Consider the following 24,813-nt stretch of genomic DNA (forward strand, 5'->3'; position numbering starts at 1 on the left):
CTGCCGATGGAGTACGAGGGCGGCACCGTCCTCCCCAGGGTGGGCGAATCACGGTCCGGCCCCCTGACCAACGCCCCCTAGGGGCCCTGACGGTACTGCTCCCCGCGGAACCCGATCCCGGCCCCGCCGCACGCTCTCCCCGCGGCCCCGGTCCCCCTCGCGGCGCCCGCCCTCCCCGATCTTCGCAGCCCCCGCGCTCTTCCCCACGCGCCCCGTCTGAGTGACCATGAAGGGACCAGCCGACGAGCACGGGAGGTTCCGGGTGCGTGTGGGACTACTGACCCGCGAGTACCCGCCGGACGTGTACGGCGGCGCGGGCGTCCATGTCGAGTTCCTCGCCCGGGAGCTCGCGCGCCTCGTCGACCTGGACGTGCACTGCTGGGGCGAGGGCCGTGCCGACGGGGTGCTGCGCCACCGTCCCTGGTCCGCGCTCGACGGAGCCAACGACGCGCTGCGCACCTTCTCCGTGGACCTCGCCATGACCGCCGCCCTCGAAGGCCGCGAACTGGTCCACTCGCACACCTGGTACGCCAATCTCGGCGGCCACCTCGCCAAGCTGCTGTACGGCATCCCGCACGTGGTGACCGCCCATTCCCTGGAGCCCCTGCGCCCCTGGAAGGCCGAGCAGCTCGGCGGTGGCTACGCCCTGTCCGGCTGGGCCGAGCGCACCGCCGTCGAGGCGGCCGACGCGGTCGTCGCCGTGTCCGGAGCGATGCGCGAGGACATCCTCGCCTGCTACCCGGCGCTCGACCCCGGCCGCGTCCACGTCGTGCACAACGGCATCGACACCGCCCTGTACCGCCCCGACCCCGGCACCGACGCCCTGGACCGGACGGGCCTGGACCGCTCCCGCCCGTACGTCCTGTTCGTCGGCCGCATCACCCGCCAGAAGGGCGTGCCCCACCTGCTGCGCGCCGTGCGGGACATCGACCCGGCCGCTCAGGTCGTGCTCTGCGCCGGCGCCCCGGACACCCCCGAGATCGACCGGGAGTTCCGGGACCTCTTCGCCGCGCTGAGCCGCGCCCGCGAGGGCGTGTACTGGATCCCGAGCATGCTGCCGCGCCGTGAGGTGATCCAGCTGCTGACCCACGCCGCCGTCTTCGTCTGCCCCTCCGTGTACGAGCCGCTCGGCATCGTCAACCTGGAGGCGATGGCCTGCGGAACGCCCGTCGTGGCCTCCCGGGTCGGCGGCATCCCCGAGGTCGTGGCGGACGGCGAGACGGGGCTGCTCGTCCCCAAGGACGACGGCGTGAGCGGGGACCGGGACGACGACTTCGAGGCGGGCCTCGCGCGGGCGCTGGACTCCGTCCTCGGCGACCCGGAGGGCGCCCGGCGGATGGGCGAGGCGGGCCGGCGGCGCGCGGTGGACGAGTTCGGCTGGGACGCGGTCGCCCGTCGCACCGTGCGGCTCTACGAGGAGATCCTCAAACAGGCTTAGGCCGCCCCGGCCGGGGCAGCCGAGGGTGAACGAGGGTGAGGGGAGCGGCCATGCGTCGTGGAGGTCCTTCGGTGCTCGGCATCGTGCTGGCGGGCGGAGAGGGCAAACGCCTGATGCCCCTGACCGCGGACCGCGCCAAACCCGCGGTCACGTTCGGAGGGACGTACCGGCTGGTCGACTTCGTGCTGTCCAACCTGGTCAACGGCGACATCCTGCGGATCTGCGTCCTCACCCAGTACAAGTCGCACTCGCTGGACCGGCACATCACCACCACCTGGCGGATGTCCAGCCTGCTCGGCAACTACGTCACCCCCGTCCCGGCCCAGCAGCGGCTGGGCCCGCGCTGGTACCTGGGCAGTGCCGACGCGATCCTCCAGTCGCTGAACCTGGTGCACGACGAACAGCCCGACTACGTGGTCGTATTCGGCGCCGACCACGTGTACCGGATGGACCCGCGCCAGATGCTGACCCAGCACATCGAGTCCGGCGCGGGCGTGACCGTGGCCGGCATCCGGGTGCCGCGCGGCGAGTCGTCCTCGTTCGGAGTGATCACGCCGGGCTCCGACGGCCGGACCGTCACCGGGTTCCTGGAGAAGCCCGCCGACCCGCCCGGGCTGCCCGACGACCCCGGGTGCGTCTTCGCCTCGATGGGCAACTACGTCTTCACCACCAAGGCCCTCGTCGAGGCCCTGCACCGGGACGCCGAGGACGAGAACTCCGTGCACGACATGGGCGGCTCGATCCTGCCCCAGCTCACCGACCGCGGTGAGGCCGCCCTGTACGACTTCAGCGACAACCACGTGCCCGGGGAGACCACCCGCGACCAGGGCTACTGGCGGGACGTCGGCACCCTCGACGCCTACTACGACGCCCACATGGACCTCATCGCGGAGCGCCCCGCCTTCAACCTCTACAACCGCGACTGGCCGATCTACACCCACTCCACCCAGCTCTCCCCGGCCCGGTTCAACGCCGGCGGCATGGCCAGCGAGTCGATCATCAGTGCGGGGTGCCTGATCCGCGGGCAGGTCACCCGGTCCGTGCTGTCACCGGGTGTGGTGATCGATCCGGGGGCCGTCGTGCAGGGTTCGGTGCTGCACGACAACGTGCACATCGGCCGGGGCGCGGTGGTGCGCGGGGCGGTGCTGGACAAGAACGTCGACGTGCCACCGGGCGCGACGATCGGCGTCAACCCGGAGCGGGACTCGGAGCTGTACACGGTCTCCAAGGGCGGCGTGATCGCGCTCGGCAAGGGGCAGCGGGTGCCGTGACGGGCGGGTGCGGGCCCGGCGGACGGATGGACGGACGGACGACGCGCCACCGTCCGCGGGGCCCTGCGGCCGCCGTACCGTACCCGCATGGTCGGCCCGGCCCCGCATGGTCGGCCCGGCCCCGCATGGTCGGCCCGTACCCGCACGGTCGGCCCGTACCCGCACGGTCGGCCCGCAGCCGTCCGGGTGGCGCGCGCCGACGCGGGCGGCGTCGTCCCCACCGCTCCGGGCGCCGCGGCCCCTTGGGGCACCGCACTCGCGGCCCGGTCGCGGGGCGGGACTTTAACCTGACGTTAACTGTGCGTAGCTTGATAGTACTTGACCGTAATCGACGCGGGGCGATTGACTGTTTGTCCACCCGTCGTCCCTGCGAGGCCCACCCTTGACTTCCGATCCGCTCGCTCCTCTCGACCTGGCGTTCTGGAACATCGAGTCCGCCGAGCACCCCATGCACCTCGGCGCGCTCGGCGTCTTCGCGGCCGGGTCGCCGACCGCGGGCGCCCACGCGGCAGACCTGCTCGCGGCCCGCGCCCCCGGCGTGCCGGGCCTGCGGATGCGTATCCGGGACACCTGGCAGCCGCCGGCCCTGCGGACGCCCTTCTCGTTCGGCGGCGCGACCCGGGAGCCCGCCCCCGGTTTCGACCCGCTCGACCACGTGCGGCTGCACCCCCCGACGACGGACTTCCACGCCCGGGCCGGCCGCCTCATGGAGCGCCCCCTGGAGCGTGGCCGGCCGCCGTGGGAGGCGCATGTGCTGCCGGGCGCGGACGGCGACTCCTTCGCCGTGCTCTTCAAGTTCCACCACGCCCTGGCCGACGGCCTGCGGGCGCTGACCCTCGCCGCGGGGGTCCTCGACCCGATGGACCTGCCCGCGCCGCGCCCGCGCCCCGCGGAGCCCGCCCGAAGGCTCCTGCCGGACGTGCGCCGACTGCCGGAGCGGATGCGCGACGCCCTCTCCGACGCCGGCCGGGCCCTCGACATCGGCGCCGCCGCCGCCCTGTCCACCCTCGACGTGCGCTCCTCGGCCGCGCTCACCGCCTCCTCCTCCGGCACCCGCCGCACCGCGGGTGTCGCCGTCGACCTCGACGACGTGCACCGGGTGCGCAAGACCGCGGGCGGCACGGTCAACGACGTCCTGATCGCGGTCGTCGCGGGCGCCCTGCGCAGCTGGCTGGACGAGCGCGGCGACGGCAGCGAGGGCGTCGCGCCCCGCGCCCTGATCCCCGTCTCCAAACGCCGGCCGCGGACCGCCCACCCGCAGGGCAACCGGCTCTCCGGATACCTGACCCGGCTGCCGGTCGGCGATCCGGACCCGCTCTCCCGGCTCGCCGCGGTGCGCACCGCCATGGGCCGCAACAAGGACGCCGGGCCGGGCCGCGGAGCCGGCGCCGTCGCCCTGCTCGCCGACCACGTGCCCGCACTCGGACACCGGCTCGGCGGCCCTCTGGTCGGCCAGGCGGCCCGGCTCTGGTTCGACATCCTGGTCACCAGCGTGCCCCTGCCCAGCCTGGGCCTGCGGCTCGGCGGGCATCCGCTCACCGAGGTCTACCCGCTGGCGCCGCTGGCCCGGGGCCACTCCCTGGCGGTGGCCGTCTCCACGTACCGCGGGCAGGTCCACTACGGCCTGGTCGCCGACGCGAAGGCCGTGCCGGACCTGGACCGCTTCGCCCTGGCCCTCTCCCGGGAGGTGGAGACGCTGCTCACGGCCTGCGGCCCCTGACCCGGCGCGTTTGGCGTCCCGGCCCGCCGCTGAAGTAAAATCCGCCGTTCGAAAGCGGGCGCGAGTCGGAGCGCCGCGACGGTGATCAGGAACGGCAGCGGCGATGACGGTGACACAGGACGGCACGGCGACCACGGACGAGGTGGTGTACGGCCCGGGCATCGACCCGGAGCGGCTCGCCGTCTGCCTGAGCGTGCTGGAGGAGCTGGACGGACTCGACGTCGACCACCCGGACGCGATCCGGGTCCGCCGGGCCACCTCGCACATCTACCGGATGGTCAAGCAGCGCCGCCGCCAGGAGCGCCGCGCCGCCAAGACCGCCCACGACAAGGCCGTCACCGAGGCCACCGCCACCGGCTCCGCCGAGCGCATCGACGACGAGACCGAAGGCATCCTGCCCTCCTCCCGCACCGAGGAGGGCAGCATCGCCGGAATACTCCAGCGCCCCCGCTCCTGCTACATCTGCAAGCAGCGGTACACCGAGGTCGACTACTTCTACCACCAGCTCTGCCAGAGCTGCGCCGCCGAGAACCGGGCCCGCCGCGACGCCCGCGCCGACCTCACCGGCAAGCGGGCGCTGCTCACCGGCGGCCGGGCCAAGATCGGCATGTACATCGCGCTCAGGCTGCTGCGCGACGGGGCGCACACCACGATCACGACCCGCTTCCCCAAGGACGCCATCCGCCGCTTCAAGGCCATGGACGACTCCGCGGACTGGATCCACCGCCTGGAGGTCGTCGGCATCGACCTGCGCGACCCCGCCCAGGCCGTGGCGCTGGCCGACCAGGTCACCGAGCAGGGCCCGCTCGACATCCTGATCAACAACGCCACCCAGACCGTACGCCGCCTGCCCTCCGCGTACGCCGCGCTGGTCGAGGGCGAGAGCGCCCCGCTGCCCGCCGGTGAGCTGCCCTCCCACCACGTCATCGGCGCCTTCGACTCCGGAGCGGTGGACGGGCTGACGGCGCTGCCCGTCGGCGTCTCGGGGCTCGACGCGCAGAAGGTGGCCGACCTCGCGCTGGTCGCCGGCAACGCCAGCGTGGTCCGGCACCGCGAGGGCACGGCCATCGACGCGGGCGGCCTGGTCCCCGACGTCGTCGACAGCAACACCTGGGTCCAGACCATCGAGCAGATCTCCCCGGTGGAACTGCTGGAGACCCAGCTGTGCAACTACACCTCGCCGTTCATCCTCATCAGCGCCCTGCGTCCCGCGATGGCCGAGGCCGCGCGCCGGGCGACCGCCCGGCGCGCCTACGTCGTCAACGTCTCCGCGATGGAGGGCGTCTTCGCCCGCGGCTACAAGGGGGCGGGCCACCCGAACACCAACGCGGCCAAGGCGGCCATGAACATGGTCACGCGGACCAGCGCCCAGGAGATGTTCGACACCGACGGCATCCTGATGACCTCGGTCGACACCGGCTGGATCACCGACGAGCGTCCGCACTTCGACAAGCTGCGCCTGGCCGAGGCCGGTTTCCACGCCCCGCTCGACCTGGTGGACGGCGCCGCCCGCGTCTACGACCCGATCGTGCGCGGCGAGGCGGGCGAGGACCTGTACGGCGTCTTCCTCAAGGACTACGCGCCCGGCAAGTGGTGACGGTCCCGGCGGACCAACGGCCCTGACCGGTCCGCCGGCCGGCGGGGCGCCGTCCTGATCCGGGAGGTCCGGCTCAGTCGACGGCCCCCAGCCGCGCGTGCCGCGCCGCCGTCAGCTCCAGCACCGTGCGCCAGTCCTCCAGGACCCCGGCGTCGAACACGGTGGTGCGAGCCTCCTCGACCGCCTGCCGCAGGCTGACCGCGTCGTCGTCGTGGGCCCAGGCGTCGGCCCGGGCGTGACGGCGCAGCAGCCGGGCGACGCGCGCACCGAGCAGCGGCCGTACCGCGTCGGCGGCCCGGCCGGTGGGGCCGGCGGACCACAGCAGCCGGCCCACGGGTGCCACCAGGCCGGCCACCTGGAGTTCCTTGTCGGCGGGGCGCCGCCGGCGCAGCAGCGCGGCGGTGCGCAGCGCGTGCTCGTGCGGGTCCGTCCGCCCGCCGCCGCGTTCCGCGAGGGTCCCCTCGCGGCAGGCGTACAGCAGGTCCATCAGCTCCTCGACGCTGCGCGGTTCCATGCCTCGGTCCTCCCACGAGACAGCCGTTGCCGACCGACAGCAGACCATGGCCGCCTTGCGCCGCAGCCAACGGCGACTTAACTGTGCGCCCCCGGTCGTCGGCGGCCATCGAAGACCCGTTCGGCCGCATCGGCCGAACGGGTGAGTCACCTGTGGTGCGCAAACGAGATCATCCCGGCATACTCGGGCCAACTGGGCAGGATGTGAAGGGCAATGGTTCCCCCATGTTTTGGGCCCCATAGAGCGCACCCCCGCTCATTTGGTTAATCTAAGGCGGACGGACGACAGCACAGGGCTCCACCCCCACCCGATGTCCGTCTTGGGACAAGCCGGTTCACAACGGCCTGCTCTCGCCCGAGTTACCGGCGCCACCGCGTCCGAACTGCATGCGACTGAAACCCCAGCGGGCGTCTGGTGCCGGACAGCAGACTCGGCCGACAGGCCCCTAGGGTGACCCGACACATAAGGAGTGCGCGGTGACACCGGAGACGACGAATCCAGAGCAACGCCCCAAGGAACGCATCGAGCGCGGGGGCCGCCGGCCGGGAGAGATCGGCAGCCTCGACGTGTGGGCCCGGTCCGCCCCCATCCGCCTGGCGGGCTACGAGGAGGACCTCGCCGAGCCCCACATCCTGCCCAGCGTGGACTGACCACGCGCGAACCGCGGGATTCGCCGCAGGCAGGGGCGTGCGAGACTCGCGCCCATGCTGATCAGGGAAGCGACGGCCGATGACTGGCCGCACATCTGGCCCATCTGGCACCGCATCGTCGCGGCCGGCGAGACCTACGCCTGGGACCCGGACACGTCCGAGGAGGACGCCCGGGCCCTGTGGACGAACCCCGCCAAACGCGTCTACGTCGTCGAGGACGAGGGCACCGTCGTCGCCTCCGCCTACGTGACCCCCAACTACGGCGGGCCCGCCGCGGGCATCGCCAACGCCGGCTTCATGGTCGACCCCGACCGGGCCGGCCGCGGCACCGGACGGGCCCTCGCCGAACACGTCCTGGCCGCCGCCGCCGACCAGGGATACCGCGGCATGGTCTTCAACGCCGTCGTCGAGACCAACCCCGCCGTGCGCCTGTGGACCTCCCTCGGCTTCACCGTCCTGGGTACGGTGCCGGACGCCTTCGACCACCCGCGGCACGGGCGCGTCGGCCTGCACATCATGTATCGCGCCCTCTGACGGGGGACCCGCCGACCGCGTCGGGCGGGGCGCTCAGTCCAGCGGCGCGGTGCGACGCCACGGGCGCAGCGCCTCGATCCGCTCCGCCAGCTCCAGCAGCGCCGCCTCCGAACCCGGTCGCCCCACCAACTGCACGGCGCAGGGGGCGCCCGAGGGCAGGGTGCCGACCGGTAGCGCCATCGCGGGCCAGCCGGTCAGGTTCCACGGCGGAGTGAAGGGCGAGTAGGCCGTGTCGGCCACGATGTTGCGCAGCCAGCCCCGCTCGTGCCAGGGCGCGGCGGCGGGGGAGCGGCGGGCCAGTGCCGGGGTGAGCAGGACGTCGTGCGCGTCGAAGAACGGCTCCAGGCGGGCGCGGAGCGCCTCGCGTCCCCGGCCGGTGGCGGCCGTGCGTACGAAGGCCCGCCCGACGGCCGCGTGCACTCGGGTCCGCCGGGCCAGCCGGCGCCGGTCCAGGCCGCGGGCGTCCACCGCCGTGCCCGCCGTCCAGTGGACCAGGGCGGTCAGGCCCAGCGAGGCGGGGTAGGGCGGGTCGGCCCGGCGCACCTGGTGACCCGCCTTCATGAGCAGTCCGGCCGCCTCGCGGACGGCGTTCGCGTACGGGCGGGAGACGGGGACACCGGCCAGGGGGCTGCGCGGGGAGACCGCGATGCGCAGGGGACCGGGGTCCGCGCGCCGCACCGGCCCGCCGTCCGCGCGGTCGCCCGCGAGGACCGCCAGCATCAGGCGTGCGTCCTCGACCGTCGTGGCCAGCGGTCCGTTCTCGGACATGCCGAACCAGTCGCCCTCGCCGATGCCGGCCGGGACCACCCCGTGTCCCGGCTTGACGGTGACCAGGCCGCAGTTGGCCGCCGGTATGCGCAGTGAGCCCATGCCGTCGTTGCCGAGCGCCAGCGGCACCAGCCCCGCGGCGACCGCGGCGGCACTGCCGCCCGAGGAACCACCGGCGGAGCGGGCCGGGTCCCACGGGTTGCGGGACGTGCCGTGCACGCCCTCGGTGGTGCCGAACACGCACAGTTCGGGCACGTTGGTGAGGCCCACCACCACGGCGCCGGCCGCCCGCAGCCGGGCCACGGTGACGTGGTCCGCCCCGGCGGGCGCGTCCGGTGTCGCCGCGGAACCGACGCGCTTCGACTCGCCGCGCACCGCGAGATTGTCCTTGACCGCCACCGGCACGCCGGCCAGCGGGAGTTCGGCCAGGTCGCTCCGGGCGCCCACCTCGTCGGCCTCGTCGAGCGCCGCTTCGGCCCGGACCGCGCGGAAGGCACCGACGCGGCCGTCCAGCCGCTCGATCCGGGCGAGGTGCGCCGCCACCACCTCGCGGGGTGTGACGCGCCCCTCGCGGACGGCGGCGGCGATGTCGACGGCGGTCCGGCCGGCCCAGCTGGTCACGGAAGGGGCTCCTCGGGGTGCGAAAAGGGGACTTTCCGGAGAGGGCACTCACCGGAAACGGGACTACTGACGAGTACGTGAGCACTCTGCACGCCCGGACGCCTCCGCGTCGAGAGGCGGACGCACACGGTTCGCGGGACGCGCGGTGGGGGAGCTGTACACCACGTCCGCCCCAGTGACCGCGACCACCGACGCCGAACCGCCGACTTCCGAGCCGCCCGCCGACGTCCGAGCCGACCCCGCCGACTCGCCAGCCGCCCCGTCGATCCCGAGCCGCCCCGCCCGCTGCGGGCCGCCCCGGACACCCGCCGCGACACCCGCCCCCGACACCCGCCCCGACCAAGGAGGACCCCGCATGCATGACGACCGCAGCCTGGTCGAAGCCCGCCTCCAGCGCGTCCTCGACGAGCGCATCCGCCCCGCCGTGTACCCCGAGTCCGTGCCGCTGGACGTCGCCGTGTGGCACGCGCCCGGCGAGCCCGTGCCGGTCGCCGAAGGACTCGCGGCCGACCCCGGACCCGTCGCCGTGGGCACCCGCTGGGGCGCCCCCTGGGGCACCAGCTGGTTCCGCGTCACCGGGACCGTGCCCGAGGAGTGGGCCGGCCGGACCGTCGAGGCGATCCTCGACCTCGGCTTCGACGAGGACATGCCCGGCTTCCAGTGCGAAGGCCTGGTCTACCGGCCCGACGGCACCCCAGTGAAGGGCCTCAACCCGCGCAACCAGTGGGTACGCGTCGCCGCCCCCGCCGCGGGTGGCGAGGAGGTCCGCCTGCACGTCGAGGCGGCGTCCAACCCCGTCATCTTCGGCCCCCGCCCCTTCGTACCCACCCCGCTCGGGGACAAGGAGACCGCCGGCGACGAACCGCTGTACACCCTCGCCCGCATGGACCTCGCCGTCCTCGACGAGACGGTGTGGAACCTGGTGCTCGACCTGGAGGTCCTGGGCGAGCTGATGGCCGAGCTGCCGGTGGACTCGCCCCGCCGCTGGGAGATCCTCCGCGCCCTGGACGGGGCGCTGGACGCGATCGACCTCCAGGACGTCAACGGCACGGCGGCGGCGGCCCGTTCGCGCCTCGCCGGCGTCCTCTCCGCCCCGGCCGCCGCGTCCGCGCACCGCATCAGCGCCGTCGGCCACGCGCACATCGACTCGGCCTGGCTGTGGCCGCTGCGCGAGACCGTCCGCAAGGTCGCGCGGACGACGTCCAACATGACCGCCCTGCTGGAGGACGAGCCGGACTTCGTCTTCGCCATGTCGCAGGCCCAGCAGTGGGCGTGGGTGCGCGACCACCGGCCCGAGGTGTGGGCACGGGTCAAGAAGGCCGTGGCCGACGGCCGGTTCGTGCCGGCCGGCGGCATGTGGGTGGAGTCGGACACCAACATGCCGGGCTCCGAGGCGATGGCCCGGCAGTTCGTGCACGGCAAGCGCTTCTTCCTCGACGAGTTCGGCGTCGAGAACGACGAGGCCTGGCTGCCCGACACCTTCGGCTTCGCCGCCGGCCTGCCGCAGATCATCAGGGAGGCCGGCGCCAAGTACCTGCTGACGCAGAAGATCTCCTGGTCGCAGACGAACCGGTTCCCGCACCACACCTTCCGCTGGGAGGGCATCGACGGCACCCGGATCTTCACCCACTTCCCGCCCGTCGACACCTACAACTGCTCCATGCGCGGCGACGAGATCGCCCACGCGGCCCGCAACTTCAGGGACAAGGGCGTGGCCCGGCACTCCCTCGCCCCCACCGGCTGGGGCGACGGCGGCGGCGGCACCACCCGCGAGATGGTCGCCAAGGCGGCCCGGCTGCGCGACCTCGAGGGGTCGGCGACCGTCACCTGGGAGACCCCGCGGGCCTTCTTCGCCCAAGCCGAGGCCGAGAACCCCGAGCCGCCGGTCTGGGTCGGCGAGCTGTACCTGGAACTGCACCGCGCCACCCTCACCAGCCAGGCCAGGACCAAACAGGGCAACCGGCGGAGCGAGCACCTGCTGCGGGAGGCCGAACTGTGGGCGGCCACGGCCGCGGTGCGCACCGGGTTCCCCTACCCCTACGACGACCTGGACCGGATCTGGAAGACCGTCCTGCTCCACCAGTTCCACGACATCCTGCCCGGCTCCTCCATCGCCTGGGTGCACCGCGAGGCGCGCGCCACGTACGACCGCGTCGCCGGGGAGCTGGACGGCATCATCGACGCCGCCCAACGCGCCCTGGCCGGCGCGGGCGACACCCCGCTCCTCTTCAACGCCGCCCCCCACCCCCGCACCGGCGTCCCGGCCGGCGCCGCCGCCGCTCCCGTGTCCGAGGGCCGCACCGCCCTCACCCCCCGCCCCGGGGGCGGGCACGTCCTGGACAACGGGCTGCTGCGGGTCGGGATCGACGGCCGCGGCCTGGTCATGTCGGTGTACGACCTCGCCGCCGACCGCGAGACGATCGCGCCGGGCGGGGCGGGCAACCTCCTCCAGCTCCACCCCGACCTGCCGAACAAGTGGGACGCCTGGGACGTCGACGCGTTCTACCGCAACACCGTCACCGACCTGACCGACGCCGACGAGCTGGCACCCGGCGACGACGGCGCCTCGGTGCGGGTCGTCCGCGGCTTCGGCTCCTCCCGGGTCACCCAGACACTGAGGCTCGCGCCCGGGGAGCGGCGACTGGAGGTGGAGACCGAGGTCGACTGGCACGAGACGGAGAAGTTCCTCAAGCTCGCCTTCCCGCTCGACCTGCATGCCGAACGGTACGCGTCGGAGACCCAGTTCGGGCACTTCCACCGGCCCACCCACACCAACACCAGCTGGGAGGCGGCCAAGTTCGAGGCGTGCAACCACCGCTTCGTCCACCTGGCGGAGCACGGCTGGGGCGTGGCGGTCGTCAACGACTCGACGTACGGCCACGACGTGACCCGCACCGTCCGCACCGGTGGCGACGCGGGGACGACCACCACCGTGCGGGTGTCGCTGCTGCGGGCCCCGCGCTTCCCCGACCCGGAGACCGACCAGGGCGTGCACCGCTTCCGGCACGCCCTGGTGCCGGGCGCGGACATCGGCGACGCCGTGCGCGAGGGCTGGCGGATCAACCTGCCCGAACGGCGGCTGACCGGCGCGGGCGAGGTGGCGCCGCTGGTGACGGTCGACCACGAGGCGGTCGTGGTCACCGCCGTCAAACTGGCCGACGACGGCAGCGGGGACGTGGTGGTCCGCTTCCACGAAGCCCACGGCGGCCGGGCCAGGGCCACCCTGACGGCCGGGTTCCCGGTCGCGCGGGTCGCGGTGACCGACCTGCTGGAGCGCCCGCGGGCCGAGGAGGGGCCCGCGGTCGAGGCCGACGGCGGGCGGATCGCCGTACGGCTGCGCCCGTTCCAGCTGATGACCCTGCGCCTCGCCCGCGCGTAGCGCGCGCCGGTCCGGCTCACCGGCCCCGGTGAGCCGGACCGGGGGCCGCTACGATCGTGGCGCCCCGGCCAGCCGGGTCGGCGGCAGGTACTCCCGCACGTACGTCCGCTCCCAGCAGGCGCCCGTCTCCCGCAGCTCGCGCCACGTCGTGTACCGGTACCGGAACAGCCGGGCGCGGACGAAACGGGGCGGCGCGTCCGCCGGGAACGGGGAGCGGCGCAGCAGCCTCAGCGTCGCGCGGTCGTTCTCCAGCAGCCGCTCCACCAGGACGCCGAACCAGGGGCCGGCGTACGAGGGCGACAGCGCGGCGAACCACATCAGCCAGTCCAGCCGCAGATGGTACGGCGCGAACTGGCGCGGCCAGCGCCGCGGATCTCCGGGCTTGCCCCTGAACTCGTACTCCCGCCAGTCCGAGTCCTCCCGGGCCACCTCGTCGGCGGTGCCCTCGATCACCACCTCGTAGCGGACCCGGCTGACGGTGCCGAAGGCGCCGTAGGTGTTCACCAGGTGCAGCGGGTCGAAGGAGCGGTTCATCACCTGGCGCCGGGAGACCATGTTGCGGACGGGCCGGTGGCTGAGGAAGAGCAGCAGGGCCGCGGCCGCGAGGACCACGACCTCGTACCAGAGCGGCGTGGCGGGCACGGACGGCGGGTCGGCCGGGAAGCGCACCGCCGACAGGGCCAGCACGATGGTGATCCAGTTCAGCCAGGAGAAGTTGCCCGACAGCACCAGCCACAGCTGGGTCACGATCATCAGCGCCGCGGCGGCCGTCGCGACGGGCTGCGGGGTGAAGAGCAGGAAGGGCACCGCGAGCTGCGTGACGTGGTTGGCGGCCACCTCCACCCGGTGCAGCGGCCGGGGAAGGCGGTGGAAGAACCAGCTCAGCGGCCCCGGCATCGGCTGGGTCTCGTGGTGGTGGTCCAGGCAGGTCAGCTTCCGCCAGCACTCGTCGCCGCGCATCTTGATCAGCCCCGCCCCGAACTCCACGCGGAAGAGCAGCCAGCGCAGCAGGAACAGGACCAGCACCGGCGGCGCCACCTCGTCGTTGCCGAGGAACACCGCGAGGAAGCCGGTCTCCAGCAGCAGCGACTCCCAGCCGAAGGAGTACCAGGTCTGCCCGACGTTGACGACCGACAGGTACAGCGCCCACGGCACCAGCCACAGCAGCATCGCCCCCCACAGCGGCAGCAGCGAGTCCACCCCCGCCACCAGCCCCGCCGACACCGCGCAGCCCGCCCAGGCGCAGCACGCGAAGAGGCGGTCCGAGTAGCGGAGCTGGAACAGGCTGGGCGCCCGCCCGAACGGCACCCGCTCGACGAAGCGGGGCACGGGCAGCATGCCGCGCTCGCCGATCAGCGGACGGAACTGAAGGGCGGCGGTCAGGAAGGCCACCAGGTACATCACGGCCAGGGCCCGCTGGAAGACCAGCCTGCTCAGCCAGTAGTCGGGGGCGGTGAACCACTCCACGGCCGCGCTCCTCTCGTACGGTCACGCTCTGTGTACCCCGGTGGGCGGGCGGCCCCCGCCCACGACCCGGGCGGCGGACAGGAGTCGAATAATCGGGCAAACCCTGGCAAGGTGGGGCTCATGGTTGATCGGGGAGCGAGTGCCTCGTCACTCCCGGACGACTGGCCCGCCCACCCGGACCCGATCCTGGCGCTCAACCGCATGGGCAGCTTCGACTGGGACCTGGACACGGGACTGTTCCACATGGACGCCCAGGCCCACGAGGTGTTCGATCTGCGCCCGGACGAGTACGACGGACGGCCGGAGTCCCTCGCGGTCCGCGTCCCCGCGGCCGAGGGCAGCCGCCTGGACGCCATCGTCGCCCGGGCCATGAAGGACGGCAGCGAGAACTACGGGACCTACTTCCGGCTGCGCACCCGCGACGGCACCCTGCGCTGGACCCGCACGCAGGGCTACATCCGCCGCGACGGGACCGGCCGCCCCCGCCGCATCATCGGCATCGTCCGCGACGCCACCCAGGAGGTCGGCGACATCGAGGCCCGCCGCGAGCAGGCCGCGCAGGACGAGGCCCGCCGGCGCCTCACCAACGTCGTCCAGCTCGCCACGGCCGCCCTCGCGCACGCCCGCACGGTGGACGACGTCATCGAGGTCCTGCGCGACACCCACGGCCTCACCCGCCTCGGCGCCACCAGCCTCGTCATGGGCCTGGTCGAGGCCGGCCGCATCCGGCTGGTCGCCGACGGCCCCGACAACAGCTTCGTCCCCGGCACCCGCGTCACCCGGATCGACGAGCCGTACCCGATGAGCGAGGCCGTACGGACCCTCAGCCCCCGTTTCATCGAGTCGCCGGAGGAGTTCGCGGAGCGCTACCCCCTCCTGTGGCAGCACATCACCCACCTGGACATCACCGCGGCCGCCTACCTGCCGCTGATCGCCCAGGCCCGGCCGATCGGCGCGATCGGACTCCTCTACAGCGACCGGCGCGGCTTCTCCCCGGAGGACCGCAACGTGCTGGTCGCGCTCGGCAGCGGCATCGCGCAGAGCCTGCAACGGGCCATGCTCTACGAGCAGGAGATGGACCTCGCCGAGGGTCTCCAGCAGGCCATGCTGCCGCGCACCATCCCCAGCGTGCCCGGCTGCGACATCGCGGTCCGGTACCGCGCGGCCACCATCGGCGGCGCCTTCGGCCGCGACATCGGAGGCGACTGGTACGACCTGATCCCGCTGCCCGGCGGACGCGTGGGCGCCGTCATCGGCGACGTCCAGGGCCACGACACGCATGCCGCCGCCGTCATGGGCCAGCTGCGCATCGTGCTGCGCGCCTACGCCGCCGAGGGCCACCCCCCGGCCACCGTGATGGCGCGGGCCTCGGTCTTCCTCCACGAACTCGACACCGACCGCTTCGCGACCTGCCTGTACGCGGAGGCCGACCCCGCCACCGGCGTGGTCCAGATGGTCCGCGCCGGGCACCTCGACCCGCTGCTGCGCGCGGGCGACGGCAGCTGCCGCCGGGTGCCCGTCGAAGGCGGCCTGCCGCTCGGCCTGTCCGCCGAGTTCGGGCGCCTCGTCTACCCGGTCTCCACCGTCGAGCTGGACCCGGGGCACACCCTGCTGCTGTGCACCGACGGCCTGGTCGAGGAGCCAGGTGCCGACGTGGACGAGGGGATAGAGGCCCTCACGACGCTGGTGGCCTCCGGTCCGCAGGACGTCGGGGACCTGGCCGACCGGCTCATCGACGTGGCAGAGGAGCGCCGCGGCGACGACGACGTGGCGCTGCTCCTGCTGCGCCGGCACGGGCTGGGAACGCCCCGGACCTTCGGCCGGCTCCGGCAGCACGTGTCCCCGGGGGACCCCGAGGCGCTCACCGAGGCCCGGCACATGATCCGCGCCGCCGTCGGTGCCTGGGGTGCCGGCCCGCAGAGCGACGAGATCGAGCTGGTCGCCGACGAACTGGTCACCAACGCCCTCATGCACACCGAGGGCTCCGCGATCGTCACCCTGCGGCTGCTCACCGGGACGGACCGCCGGCTGCGGGTCGAGGTCGAGGACTCCTCCAGCGCCCTGCCCCGCCGCCGCGACGCCGGGGACTCCGGGGTCTCCGGACGAGGACTGCTCCTGGTCGACACGCTCGCCGACCAGTGGGGTGTGGAGGCCCGGGGGCGCGGCAAGTGCGTGTGGTCCGAGTTCGTCGTCTCCGACCGCCGGGGCTGAGTCCCGCTGGCGCTGCCGGTCCCCGGTGGCACCCTTGACGTATGCCCGAACTGCCCGAGGTCGAGGCGCTCAGGGACTTCCTGACCGAGCACCTCGTCGACCGTGAGATCGTCCGCGTGCTGCCCGTGGCGATCAGCGTGCTGAAGACGTACGACCCTCCGCTCTCCGCCCTTGAGGGCCACCGGGTGGCGGCCGTGCACCGGTACGGCAAGTTCCTCGGCGTCGAGACCGCCGGCGGCCCGCATCTGGTCACCCACCTGGCCCGGGCGGGCTGGCTGCACTGGAAGGACAGCCTCCCCACCGGTCCGCCCCGCCCCGGCAAGGGCCCCCTGGCCCTGCGCGTCGCCCTGGACACCGGGGCCGGGTTCGACCTGACGGAGGCGGGCACGCAGAAGCGTCTCGCCGTGTACGTCGTGGCCGACCCCCAGCAGGTGCCGGGGGTGGCCCGACTCGGCCCCGACCCGCTCGCCGACGACTTCGACGAGGCCCGCCTCGCCGCCCTCCTCGACGGTGAGCGCCGGCAGCTCAAGGGCGCCCTGCGCGACCAGAGCCTGATCGCGGGAGTGGGCAACGCGTACAGCGACGAGATCCTGCACGCCGCGAAGATGTCCCCCTTCAAACTCGCCGCCTCCCTCACCGACGCGGAGACCGCGCAGCTGTACGAGGCGCTGCGCGCCACGCTCACCGAGGCGGTCGAGCGGTCCCGGGGCGTCGCGGCCGGCCGGCTGAAGGCCGAGAAGAGGAGCGGGCTGCGGGTGCACGGCCGCACCGGCGAGCCGTGTCCGGTGTGCGGCGACACCGTCCGGGAGGTCTCCTTCAGCGACTCCTCGCTCCAGTACTGCCCGACCTGCCAGACCGGCGGCAAGCCGCTGGCGGACCGGAGGCTGTCCCGGCTGCTCAAGTAGGGCGTCCGAGGTGTCCCCGCTCAGCCGGCGGCGAGCGTCACGAGGCGTTCCCCGTCCGCGGTACGCACCTCGTAGCGGGCGATCTGGTCGGGGTGCAGCGCGGCTCCGCCGTGCACGGTGCTCGGCCCCGCGCCCTCCCCGGTGGCGTTCCAGCTGGTGACCGTCTGCTCCGTGCCGTCACGGCCGACGGCGATCAGGCGGCAGGAGCGCGGGCCCGCCCCGTCCCGGACCTCGAGCCGCACCCCGGTGCCCCAGGTCTCGTCCTCGGTGGTGACCCGCGCCCACACCCCGGACCGCTCGTCGGTCGCGGTGAGCCGTACCGCCGCGTCGGCCCGGCTCGCGTAGAGCGCCACCCCGGGACCGGCCACGGCGCACACCAGCGCGGCGGCCACGGCGTACAGCAGCCGCCTGCGGACGGTCCGGCGACGCGCGGCCACCTCGGACAGCAGGCGGTCCAGCAGCCGCGGTCCGGGCCGGGTCACCGGGGTGACGAGCCGTGGTGTCGCCTGCCGGTACAGCATCAGCTGACGGGTGGCCGGGCCGAACTCGGTCACCTGCGTCGCGCACCGGGGGCACTCCATGAGGTGGTCCTCGAAGCGGAACGCTTCCGCCTCGTCCAGCACGCCGAGCGCGTAGGCGCCGACGTCGCGATGCCTCTCCAGGGACCTCATGCCGAATCCTCGTACCGTTGGGTGCGGGTGGGGTTACTCCTTGCTCCCACCCGTACGCACCGCACCGCCGATTCATTCAAGGCCCGGACAGAATCGCGACCGAGGGATTCGGAGCGGAACGGCCCGTGGATTGGTCGCCGACCGGAGGAAATCGGTGGACGGGCCGCGACGCCTAGAAGAGGTGGATGGCGAGGTGGCCGAGCGGCAGGCCCAGCTGCCAGGCCGGCGTCCACACCTTCGGCCCCTCGTCCTCCCCGCCCGCCGCCCCGCCCGGCACCGCGTTCAGGTCGGGGGCGAGCAGTTCGGTGTCCTGGAGCCAGCGCCACGCAGCCCGGGCGAGCGCCAGGTCGGGGGAGTGCCGGCCGGCGGCGACCGCGTCGGCCGTGACCTCGGCCAGGCGCTCGCGCACCCACGCGTGCCAGGGCTGGTCGTAGGCGGTCAGCGACAGCCAGGTCTCCAGCCGGGTGATGACCCGGATGCCGCTGAGCTCGTCCTCCGTGTCGGACAGGAAGACGGTCAGTGCCAGCGCGTCCCGCCCGGCGCGGAACTCGAAGGACGTGGGCGGCATCAGGTCGCCGGTCCGCAGCAGCTCGTCGGCGATGTACTCGGCGTACAACCACGCCATGGGGACGGCCAGTTCGCCCCCGGCGGGACCGTCCGTGCTCTCTTTGCCTCTGTGCGGCATCCCTTCCTGCCTTCCTCCGGTGCGTGCGCGTCGCCCGACCCGGGTCAAGGGCCCCCGTCCGGAACACGGATGAGGACAGCCGATTACCCAACCGGGGTCCACGGCAAGGCGCTTTACGGAGGCTTGACCAAAAGGTCGGTTTCACCGCAGGTCGGCGGCGTAACCCGGTAGCACCCTGCGCAGGGCGCGCAACGCGTAGTACGCGCGGGACTTCACGGTACCGGGCGGGATGCCGAGGGCTGCCGCGGCTTCCGCCACACTCGCCCCCTGGAAGTACACCAGCACCAGGACTTCACGGTGCTCAGGAGTGAGAGTCTTCACAGCCTCGCGCACGTCCAGGGCCGCGGCGGCCCGTTCGGCGTGGTCGGCGCAGACCCGCGCGTTCTCCAGCACGGCGTCACCGACCTCCGGGGGCCGCGCCTGCCGGGCCCGGCGCGCGTCGATGGCCAGGCGTCGTGCCACCGTGAGCAGCCAGGGCCGTACGGAGTCGAAGTCGTCGGCGCGCAGTGCCTCGGGGTGCTGCCAGGCGCGGACCAGGGTCTCCTGCACCAGGTCCTCCGCGCGCTGCCGGTCGCCGTCACTGAGCCGCAGCAGCAGCGCGAACAGGGGCCGGCCGTGCTCGCGCTGCAGTGCGGCGAGCTCGTGCTCGGCGGTCGTCCCGTGCGTCCTGTCCCTCAGGGTGATTCCGGCCGTCATGGCCGTATGGCATCGCAGGGCGTCGTCGGGGGACAGGGCGCGCGCACGGATGTGCGACGGACGGTCGATCGCGTCGACGAACGGTTCGACGAACGGTCGGGGCCCTCGTTCGCGCACACCGGACGGGCTAATGCGCGTGTCGGAGCCGCGCGGGGCGGTGTGCACCTCATTTCCTGTTCGTAGGTAAATGTGACTAATCATCGGTGTGTGCGACCCCAGCGGAGCGAACGGATGATCACACGCAGTCGGCAGGTGGCCCTGGCCCTGACCGCCCTCCTCACCGTGGGCGCGGCCTGCCAGGCCCGCGACCACGAGCCGCCGCGACGACCGGCCCCGGCCCCGTCCGCGGCGGACACCGGCGTCTTCACCCTGGTCGCCTCCGGCGACGTACTGCCCCACGACTCGATCATCGAGCGGGCCCGCTTCGACGCGGGCGGCACCGGCTACGACTTCCGCCCCATGCTCGCGGGCGCCAAGCCCGTCGTCTCGCGCGCCGGCCTCGCCCTGTGCCACATGGAGACGGTGTACGGCGCGCACGGCGACTACAGCGGCTACCCCCTCTTCAAGTCCCCGCCCGAGGTGGCCGAGGCCCTCGCCGCCACCGGCTACGACGGCTGCTCCACCGCCTCCAACCACAGCGTCGACGACGGCGCCGACGGCATCCGCCGCACCCTCGACGCGCTGGACCGCGCCGGCGTGCGGCACGCCGGGACCGCGCGCACCGAGGCCGAGGCGCGCACCGTGACGGTCCTGCGCGCGGGGCGGGCCGAGGTCGCCCACCTCGCCTACACCCTCCACACCAACGGCCACCCCGTCCCCGACGGACAGCCCTGGGCGGTCGGCATGATCGACGAGGAGCGGATCGTCGCGGACGCCCGGGCCGCGCGGCAGGCGGGTGCGGACATCGTCGCCGTGTCCCTGCACTGGGGCACCGAATGGCAGGACGAGCCCGACCAGGACCAGCTGACCCTGGCCGAGAACCTGACCGCCGCCCGCAGCGGCGAACACCCCGACATCGACCTCATCCTCGGCACCCACGCCCATGTCCCGCAGGCGTACGAGAAGGTCAACGGCACCTGGGTGATCTACGGGATGGGCGACCAGATCGCGGGCGAGATGATCAACGGCGACGGGGAGCGCGACCCGCGCGGCAACCAGTCGACCATCGGCCGCTTCACCTTCGCCCCGCCCGCCCGCGCCGGTGAACGCTGGCGGGTGACCAAGGCCGAGTTCGTCCCGCAGCTCTTCGACGTCGACGCCGGCCGGGTGGTGAACCTCAACCGCGCGCTGGAGAAGGGCGCCGAGGTGCGGGCCGTGCGCGACCGCATCCGCGACGTCGTGCTCAGCCGGGGCGCGGCCGAGGACGGCCTGGTGATGGGGGAGTAGGTCATCCCTCGTCCACGTGGTCCAGGGCGGTCAGCATCGCCCCGAGCACCCGCAGGCACGTGCCGACGTCGGCGTCGGTGAGACCGCCGCCGACCTGGCGCAGTATCCGGTGCTCCCGGTCCAGGACGGCGGTGATCGCCTCCGTCCCCCGGTCGGTGGGCCGGATCAGTGAGGACCGCCGGTGCGCGGGGTTGGGGACGCTCTCCACCAGGTCCTGCGCCGCGGCCTCGTTGACCATCCGCTGCACGAACTGACGGCTGATCGCCTGGGCCCGGGCCATCTGCGGCACGGTCATCGGCCCGCCCCGGTGCAGCAGGGTCAGCACGGCGCGGACACCGACCGACAGGCCGTCCGCCACCAGGCCCTGCTCGACGCTGCGCTGCGCGCGCCGGTAGAGCGGGCCGACCAGGTCGTACACCTCGGTGAGGCGCTGGGCGAGGGCGTCCGGCGGGAGGGGTGCATCGATGTCCTTCACCTCCCCATCATGACACCCCGGTTGTCAATCTCCCCGCATCATGACACCCTGGTTGTCATGATGGCTGCTTCGGACCTGCGCTTCCTCGCCTCCGCCGACGGCGACCTGGCCTACCGCGACACCGGGGCCGGCGACCTCGTCGTCCTGCTCCACCCCGGCTTCACCGACCACCGTGTCTTCGACGCCCAGATCCCGTTCCTGGCGGCCGGCCACCGGGTCGTCGCACCCGACGTCCGCGGTCACGGCTCCTCGGCCAACGCGACGCGGCCGTTCCGCTGGGCCGACGACCTCGCCGCCCTGCTGCGCCACCTCGACGCGGGCCCCGCGGTGCTGGTCGGCGTGTCGATGGGCGGTGCCATCGCCACCGACACGGTGCTGGAGTACCCGGAGCTGGTCCGCGCGGTGGTCGCGTGCGGCGCGGCCACCAGCGAGTTCGCGTACACCGACCCCTGGGTGCGGCAGGTCCAGGCCGACCAGGCCCGCGCACTGGCAGCGGGTGACGTCGAGGGCTGGCTCACGGCGTTCCTGCGCTTCGTCCCCGGGGAGCACCGCGACCTCGACGACGTCGACCCGGCCGTCCTGAGCCGGCTGCGGGAGACGGCCTCCGGCACCCTCGCCAAGCACACTCCGGACGAGGAGAACCACCACGTGCCCCTCACCGACACCTGGGCCCGCGTCCCGAAGATCGACGTCCCGGTGCTCACCGTCAACGGCTCCCTGGACGCCGCCGACCTGGTCGCCGAGGCGGAACGGCTCGCCCGTACGGTCCCGGACGGCCGCTCCGCCACCGTCGAGGGCGCCGCGCACTACCCGAACATGGAGCGGCCGGACGTCTTCGACGCGATCCTCGCCGACTTCCTCCGCGGCCTGCCGCCCGTCGGGGGCTAACGGCGCGCCAGCTCCGACCTGCGGTACGAGTAGCCGAAGTAGATGACCAGTCCGATCAGCAGCCACACCGCGAAGCGCGCCCAGGTCTGCCACTGGAGGAAGGTGATCAGCCAGATCGAGAAGACGATCCCCAGGGCCGGCACCACCGGCATCCACGGCGTCCGGAAGGTGCGCGGCAGGTCCGGCTGCCGGTAGCGCAGCACGATCACCGCCGCGCACACCACCACGAACGCCAGCAGGATGCCGATGTTGGTCAGCTCGGCCGCCTCGCCGATCGGCAGGAACCCGGCGATCGCGGCCGACGCCACCCCGACGATCCAGGTGACCCGGGTCGGCACGTGCCGCGTCGGGTGCGTCTTCGCGAACCACTTGGGCAGCAGCCCGTCCCGGGACATCGAGAACCACACCCGGGTCACGCCGAGCATGAAGGTGAACATCACCGTGAGGATGCCGATGATGGCGCCCACCGCGATGACGTCGGCCAGGCCGCTCAGCCCCACCGACTTGAACGCCGTGGAGAAGCCGCTCTCCGGGTCGATGTCCTTGTAGTCCTGCATGCCGGTCAGCACCAGACAGGCCGCCACGTACAGCACCATCGAGATGACCAGCGAGTAGATGATCGCCTTCGGCATGTGCCGCTGGGCGTCCTTGGACTCCTCGGCCGCCGTCGACATGGCGTCGTAGCCGAAGACCGCGAAGAAGACCGTGGCGGCCCCGGTGAAGGCTCCGCCGATCCCGAAGGGGAAGAACGGTTCGTAGTTGGCGGTGGTGATGTGGAAGAAGCCGACCACGATCACCAGCAGCACCACCAGCACCTTCAGGACGACCACGACCATCTCGAAGCGGGCCGCGTTCCGGATGCCGAGTGTCAGCAGGTACGCGATCAGCAGGCACAGCACCGCCGCGAAGAGGTCGACCTTGTGGCCGTCGCCGGTGCCGGGCGCGCCCAGCATCCAGTTCGGCAGGTCGGCCCCCATCTCGCCGACCAGGAAGCTGAAGTAGCCGGAGATGCCGATCGCGACCACCGCCACGATGGCCGTGTACTCCAGCAGCAGGTCCCAGCCGATGAACCAGCCCACCAGCTCACCGAGGACCGCGTATCCGTAGGTGTAGGCGGAGCCCGCCTTCGGGATCAGTCCGGCGAACTCGGCGTACGACAGTGCCGCCGCCGCGCTCGCGACGCCCGCGATGAGGAAGGAGATGAGGACCGCCGGCCCCGCCGTGCCGTTGGCGACCGTACCGGCCAGGGTGAAGATGCCCGCCCCGATGATGCCGCCCACACCGATGGCGGTCAGCTGCCACAGCCCCAGCGTCCGCTGGAGGCCGCCGCCCTCCCCGCCCTCCGTGTCCTCGATGCGCTCGATGGGTTTGCGACGGAGAACGCCCTCGCCCATGCGGAACCCGGCCACGCGCCTCACCTCTTTGTGAACGGCAAACGGCTGACGGTGGATCATGATGACCCACACCCGCCCGCGACGGAAGCCGCGACGCACGCACCGCCCCGGACGGCCGCTACGGCACCACCGTCACGGGCCAGCGCCCCGCCTTCACCAGCCGCACCGCGACGGAACCGACGATCCGGTGCCCCGCCTGCTCGGAGGCGCCCACGACGACGGCGTCGGCCTTCAGCTCGTCGGCCGCCTTGACCAGGCCGTTGTAGGGATCGCCCCGGAAGGTGTGGAACTCCCAGCGCAGGTCGAATATCCCCTTGACCCGCTCGGTCGCGTCCCGGATCTGCGCCACCAGGTCCTCGGCGATCTCGTCGGTCGTCTCCGCCACCGGAGCCCCGAGCGAGGCGCCCGCCGCCAGCACCGGCTGCACGTACACCACGGCGAGCAGCGCGCGCTGCCGCCGGGCCAGACCGCCGGCGTAGGCGGCGGCCCGCAGCGAGGAGTCGGAGCCGTCCACGCCGGCGACGATGACCTTCGGCCCGTCCGTGCCCCGTTCGAACTGGTGGGAGTGGTGTTCCGTCACGCGGTGAGGCTATCGGAGTCACCCGCGGCCCTCGGCCGTGCGGGTGCTCTCGTGCCGCCACGCCGGTGTTTCCCCGGTGCGCCGGTCCGCGACCGGGCGACTGATGAGTCATGAAGAAGGATCACTTGCTCACACGACGCCGCGCACTGCTCGCCGGCGCCGCGGCCGTGGGCGCGGCCGGCACCGCCGGCGCGCTCGCGGTGGGCACGGGGGACGGACCGGCCCGGCCGGTCGCCCCCGCCCCGGGCCCCGCGGCCCGCCGCCCGCTCCACTCCTCCTCCTACCGCCTGCAACCCCTGACCGGATACGGCGCGCCCCGCGTCGCGCTGCGGCGGCCACCGGTGCGCAGCGAGCCGATCCTGCGGGTCTCGGGCCGCGGTCGCGTCATGATGCTCACCTTCGACGACGGGCCCGACCCCCGCTACACCCCGGACATCCTCGACACCCTGGCCGCGTACGACGTGCGCGCGACGTTCTTCGTGTGCGGGGAGATGGCGGACCACAACCGGAGCCTGCTGTCCCGGATGGCCGACGAGGGACACGTCGTCGGCAACCACACCTGGTCCCACCCCCTGCTGACCCGCCTCACCCGGCGGCGCGTCCGCTCCGAGATGGAGCGCACGAGCGAGCTCGTCGAGCGGGTCTGCGGCGAGCCGCCCCGCTGGTTCCGGGCGCCGTACGGGGCGTGGAACCGCGCCGCCTTCCAGCTCGGTGCCGAACTGGGCATGGAACCGCTCGCCTGGACCGTGGACACCCTCGACTGGACCACCCCCGGCACCGGCACCATCGTCGAACGGGTGGAGGACGGCGCCGCCCCCGGCGTCGTGGTGCTCTCGCACGACGCCGGGGGCGACCGCTCGCAGACCGTACGGGCCCTGCGCTCCTACCTGCCCGAGCTGCTGGACTCCGGCTACCGCCTCACCGTCCCCCGGCGCCGGTACGCCTGACGCCCGTCGCGCCAGC

Annotated in this window: 21 protein-coding genes; 12 read left to right on the plus strand and 9 right to left on the minus strand. The window is 73.4% G+C overall.

Features of this window, described 5'->3' with window-relative positions; all coding sequences use genetic code 11:
- Positions 1-262 precede the first annotated feature (262 nt).
- From glgA to AC07FV_RS06580, 4 genes are all read left to right on the plus strand, one after another.
- Entirely contained in the window at positions 263-1,438 is a 1,176-nt protein-coding gene (gene glgA, locus AC07FV_RS06565; protein WP_479085137.1) for a glycogen synthase, read from the plus strand.
- 50 nt (positions 1,439-1,488) lie between these two features.
- Complete coding sequence (gene glgC, locus AC07FV_RS06570; RefSeq protein ID WP_479085138.1) at positions 1,489-2,709, plus strand: glucose-1-phosphate adenylyltransferase; 1,221 nt, start codon at positions 1,489-1,491, stop codon at positions 2,707-2,709.
- A gap of 382 nt (positions 2,710-3,091) precedes the next feature.
- Positions 3,092-4,429 (plus strand): wax ester/triacylglycerol synthase family O-acyltransferase, encoded by a 1,338-nt coding sequence (locus AC07FV_RS06575; RefSeq protein ID WP_479085139.1) that lies wholly within the window; start codon positions 3,092-3,094, stop codon positions 4,427-4,429.
- Positions 4,430-4,532: 103 nt separating this feature from the next.
- Entirely contained in the window at positions 4,533-6,026 is a 1,494-nt protein-coding gene (locus AC07FV_RS06580; protein WP_479085140.1) for an SDR family NAD(P)-dependent oxidoreductase, read from the plus strand.
- Between the two features lie 73 nt (positions 6,027-6,099).
- Here AC07FV_RS06580 and AC07FV_RS06585 read toward each other — a convergent pair whose 3' ends face one another.
- The gene (locus AC07FV_RS06585) at positions 6,100-6,540 is read right to left on the minus strand and encodes a hypothetical protein (RefSeq protein ID WP_479085141.1); all 441 of its coding nucleotides are present in this window, start codon (positions 6,538-6,540) and stop codon (positions 6,100-6,102) included.
- A gap of 476 nt (positions 6,541-7,016) precedes the next feature.
- On the opposite strand from AC07FV_RS06585, the gene AC07FV_RS06590 reads away from it, so the two are divergent.
- Together AC07FV_RS06590 and AC07FV_RS06595 are read left to right on the plus strand one after the other, a co-directional pair.
- Positions 7,017-7,190, plus strand: a complete 174-nt coding sequence (locus tag AC07FV_RS06590) for a hypothetical protein (RefSeq protein WP_356605350.1) — start codon at positions 7,017-7,019, stop codon at positions 7,188-7,190.
- A gap of 54 nt (positions 7,191-7,244) precedes the next feature.
- Entirely contained in the window at positions 7,245-7,724 is a 480-nt protein-coding gene (locus AC07FV_RS06595; protein ID WP_479085143.1) for an N-acetyltransferase family protein, read from the plus strand.
- A 33-nt stretch (positions 7,725-7,757) separates the two neighbouring features.
- Here AC07FV_RS06595 and AC07FV_RS06600 read toward each other — a convergent pair whose 3' ends face one another.
- Positions 7,758-9,113, minus strand: coding sequence for an amidase (locus tag AC07FV_RS06600; protein ID WP_479085145.1), 1,356 nt, complete (start codon positions 9,111-9,113; stop codon positions 7,758-7,760).
- Positions 9,114-9,468: 355 nt separating this feature from the next.
- Between AC07FV_RS06600 and AC07FV_RS06605 the strand changes: the two genes are divergently transcribed.
- The gene (locus tag AC07FV_RS06605; protein ID WP_479085146.1) at positions 9,469-12,492 is read left to right on the plus strand and encodes an alpha-mannosidase; all 3,024 of its coding nucleotides are present in this window, start codon (positions 9,469-9,471) and stop codon (positions 12,490-12,492) included.
- A 48-nt stretch (positions 12,493-12,540) separates the two neighbouring features.
- On the opposite strand, the gene AC07FV_RS06610 is transcribed toward AC07FV_RS06605, so the two are convergent.
- Positions 12,541-13,959 carry a lipase maturation factor family protein gene (locus tag AC07FV_RS06610; protein WP_479085148.1) on the minus strand — a complete coding sequence of 473 codons (1,419 nt, stop codon included), beginning with the start codon at positions 13,957-13,959 and terminating at the stop codon, positions 12,541-12,543.
- Between the two features lie 120 nt (positions 13,960-14,079).
- On the opposite strand from AC07FV_RS06610, the gene AC07FV_RS06615 reads away from it, so the two are divergent.
- Together AC07FV_RS06615 and AC07FV_RS06620 are read left to right on the plus strand one after the other, a co-directional pair.
- Positions 14,080-16,170, plus strand: coding sequence for a SpoIIE family protein phosphatase (locus tag AC07FV_RS06615; protein WP_479085150.1), 2,091 nt, complete (start codon positions 14,080-14,082; stop codon positions 16,168-16,170).
- Between the two features lie 41 nt (positions 16,171-16,211).
- Positions 16,212-17,075, plus strand: coding sequence for an Fpg/Nei family DNA glycosylase (locus tag AC07FV_RS06620; protein ID WP_479085151.1), 864 nt, complete (start codon positions 16,212-16,214; stop codon positions 17,073-17,075).
- Between the two features lie 20 nt (positions 17,076-17,095).
- Here AC07FV_RS06620 and AC07FV_RS06625 read toward each other — a convergent pair whose 3' ends face one another.
- The 3 genes from AC07FV_RS06625 to AC07FV_RS06635 form a co-directional block, all read right to left on the minus strand.
- The gene (locus AC07FV_RS06625; RefSeq protein ID WP_479085152.1) at positions 17,096-17,746 is read right to left on the minus strand and encodes a zf-HC2 domain-containing protein; all 651 of its coding nucleotides are present in this window, start codon (positions 17,744-17,746) and stop codon (positions 17,096-17,098) included.
- 172 nt (positions 17,747-17,918) lie between these two features.
- On the minus strand, positions 17,919-18,431 hold the full coding sequence (locus AC07FV_RS06630) for a hypothetical protein (RefSeq protein WP_479085154.1): 513 nt from the start codon (positions 18,429-18,431) through the stop codon (positions 17,919-17,921).
- Between the two features lie 141 nt (positions 18,432-18,572).
- A complete protein-coding gene (locus tag AC07FV_RS06635; RefSeq protein ID WP_356605333.1) occupies positions 18,573-19,127 on the minus strand; it encodes a sigma-70 family RNA polymerase sigma factor in 555 nt (184 codons plus the stop codon).
- 231 nt (positions 19,128-19,358) lie between these two features.
- Between AC07FV_RS06635 and AC07FV_RS06640 the strand changes: the two genes are divergently transcribed.
- Positions 19,359-20,513, plus strand: a complete 1,155-nt coding sequence (locus AC07FV_RS06640) for a CapA family protein (protein ID WP_479085155.1) — start codon at positions 19,359-19,361, stop codon at positions 20,511-20,513.
- A gap of 1 nt (position 20,514) precedes the next feature.
- Here the strand turns inward: AC07FV_RS06640 and AC07FV_RS06645 are convergent, their stop codons facing one another.
- Positions 20,515-20,988, minus strand: coding sequence for a MarR family winged helix-turn-helix transcriptional regulator (locus AC07FV_RS06645; RefSeq protein WP_479085157.1), 474 nt, complete (start codon positions 20,986-20,988; stop codon positions 20,515-20,517).
- A 57-nt stretch (positions 20,989-21,045) separates the two neighbouring features.
- Between AC07FV_RS06645 and AC07FV_RS06650 the strand changes: the two genes are divergently transcribed.
- Positions 21,046-21,876, plus strand: a complete 831-nt coding sequence (locus AC07FV_RS06650) for an alpha/beta fold hydrolase (RefSeq protein ID WP_479085159.1) — start codon at positions 21,046-21,048, stop codon at positions 21,874-21,876.
- Here AC07FV_RS06650 and AC07FV_RS06655 read toward each other — a convergent pair.
- Both AC07FV_RS06655 and AC07FV_RS06660 read right to left on the minus strand, forming a co-directional pair.
- Entirely contained in the window at positions 21,873-23,285 is a 1,413-nt protein-coding gene (locus AC07FV_RS06655; RefSeq protein WP_479085161.1) for an amino acid permease, read from the minus strand. The two genes, AC07FV_RS06650 and AC07FV_RS06655, sit on opposite strands and share 4 nt — an antisense overlap.
- 103 nt (positions 23,286-23,388) lie before the next feature.
- Positions 23,389-23,850 carry a universal stress protein gene (locus tag AC07FV_RS06660; RefSeq protein ID WP_479085163.1) on the minus strand — a complete coding sequence of 154 codons (462 nt, stop codon included), beginning with the start codon at positions 23,848-23,850 and terminating at the stop codon, positions 23,389-23,391.
- 110 nt (positions 23,851-23,960) lie between these two features.
- Here AC07FV_RS06660 and AC07FV_RS06665 point away from each other — a divergent pair, with 110 nt between their 5' ends.
- Complete coding sequence (locus AC07FV_RS06665) at positions 23,961-24,797, plus strand: polysaccharide deacetylase family protein (RefSeq protein ID WP_479085165.1); 837 nt, start codon at positions 23,961-23,963, stop codon at positions 24,795-24,797.
- Positions 24,798-24,813 lie beyond the last annotated feature (16 nt).

It is taken from the genome of Streptomyces sp. NPDC045956 (assembly GCF_056430705.1).

Bases quoted from the DNA above. Each gene is read 5' to 3' on its own strand.
- glgC (WP_479085138.1), top strand. From the start codon at position 1,489: ATGCGTCGTGGAGGTCCTTCGGTGCTCGGCATCGTGCTGGCGGGCGGA.
- AC07FV_RS06580 (WP_479085140.1), top strand. From the start codon at position 4,533: ATGACGGTGACACAGGACGGCACGGCGACCACGGACGAGGTGGTGTAC.
- AC07FV_RS06585 (WP_479085141.1), bottom strand. From the start codon at position 6,540: ATGGAACCGCGCAGCGTCGAGGAGCTGATGGACCTGCTGTACGCCTGC.
- AC07FV_RS06595 (WP_479085143.1), top strand. From the start codon at position 7,245: ATGCTGATCAGGGAAGCGACGGCCGATGACTGGCCGCACATCTGGCCC.
- AC07FV_RS06605 (WP_479085146.1), top strand. From the start codon at position 9,469: ATGCATGACGACCGCAGCCTGGTCGAAGCCCGCCTCCAGCGCGTCCTC.
- AC07FV_RS06615 (WP_479085150.1), top strand. From the start codon at position 14,080: ATGGTTGATCGGGGAGCGAGTGCCTCGTCACTCCCGGACGACTGGCCC.
- AC07FV_RS06620 (WP_479085151.1), top strand. From the start codon at position 16,212: ATGCCCGAACTGCCCGAGGTCGAGGCGCTCAGGGACTTCCTGACCGAG.
- AC07FV_RS06625 (WP_479085152.1), bottom strand. From the start codon at position 17,746: ATGAGGTCCCTGGAGAGGCATCGCGACGTCGGCGCCTACGCGCTCGGC.
- AC07FV_RS06630 (WP_479085154.1), bottom strand. From the start codon at position 18,431: ATGCCGCACAGAGGCAAAGAGAGCACGGACGGTCCCGCCGGGGGCGAA.
- AC07FV_RS06635 (WP_356605333.1), bottom strand. From the start codon at position 19,127: ATGACGGCCGGAATCACCCTGAGGGACAGGACGCACGGGACGACCGCC.
- AC07FV_RS06640 (WP_479085155.1), top strand. From the start codon at position 19,359: ATGATCACACGCAGTCGGCAGGTGGCCCTGGCCCTGACCGCCCTCCTC.
- AC07FV_RS06650 (WP_479085159.1), top strand. From the start codon at position 21,046: ATGATGGCTGCTTCGGACCTGCGCTTCCTCGCCTCCGCCGACGGCGAC.
- AC07FV_RS06665 (WP_479085165.1), top strand. From the start codon at position 23,961: ATGAAGAAGGATCACTTGCTCACACGACGCCGCGCACTGCTCGCCGGC.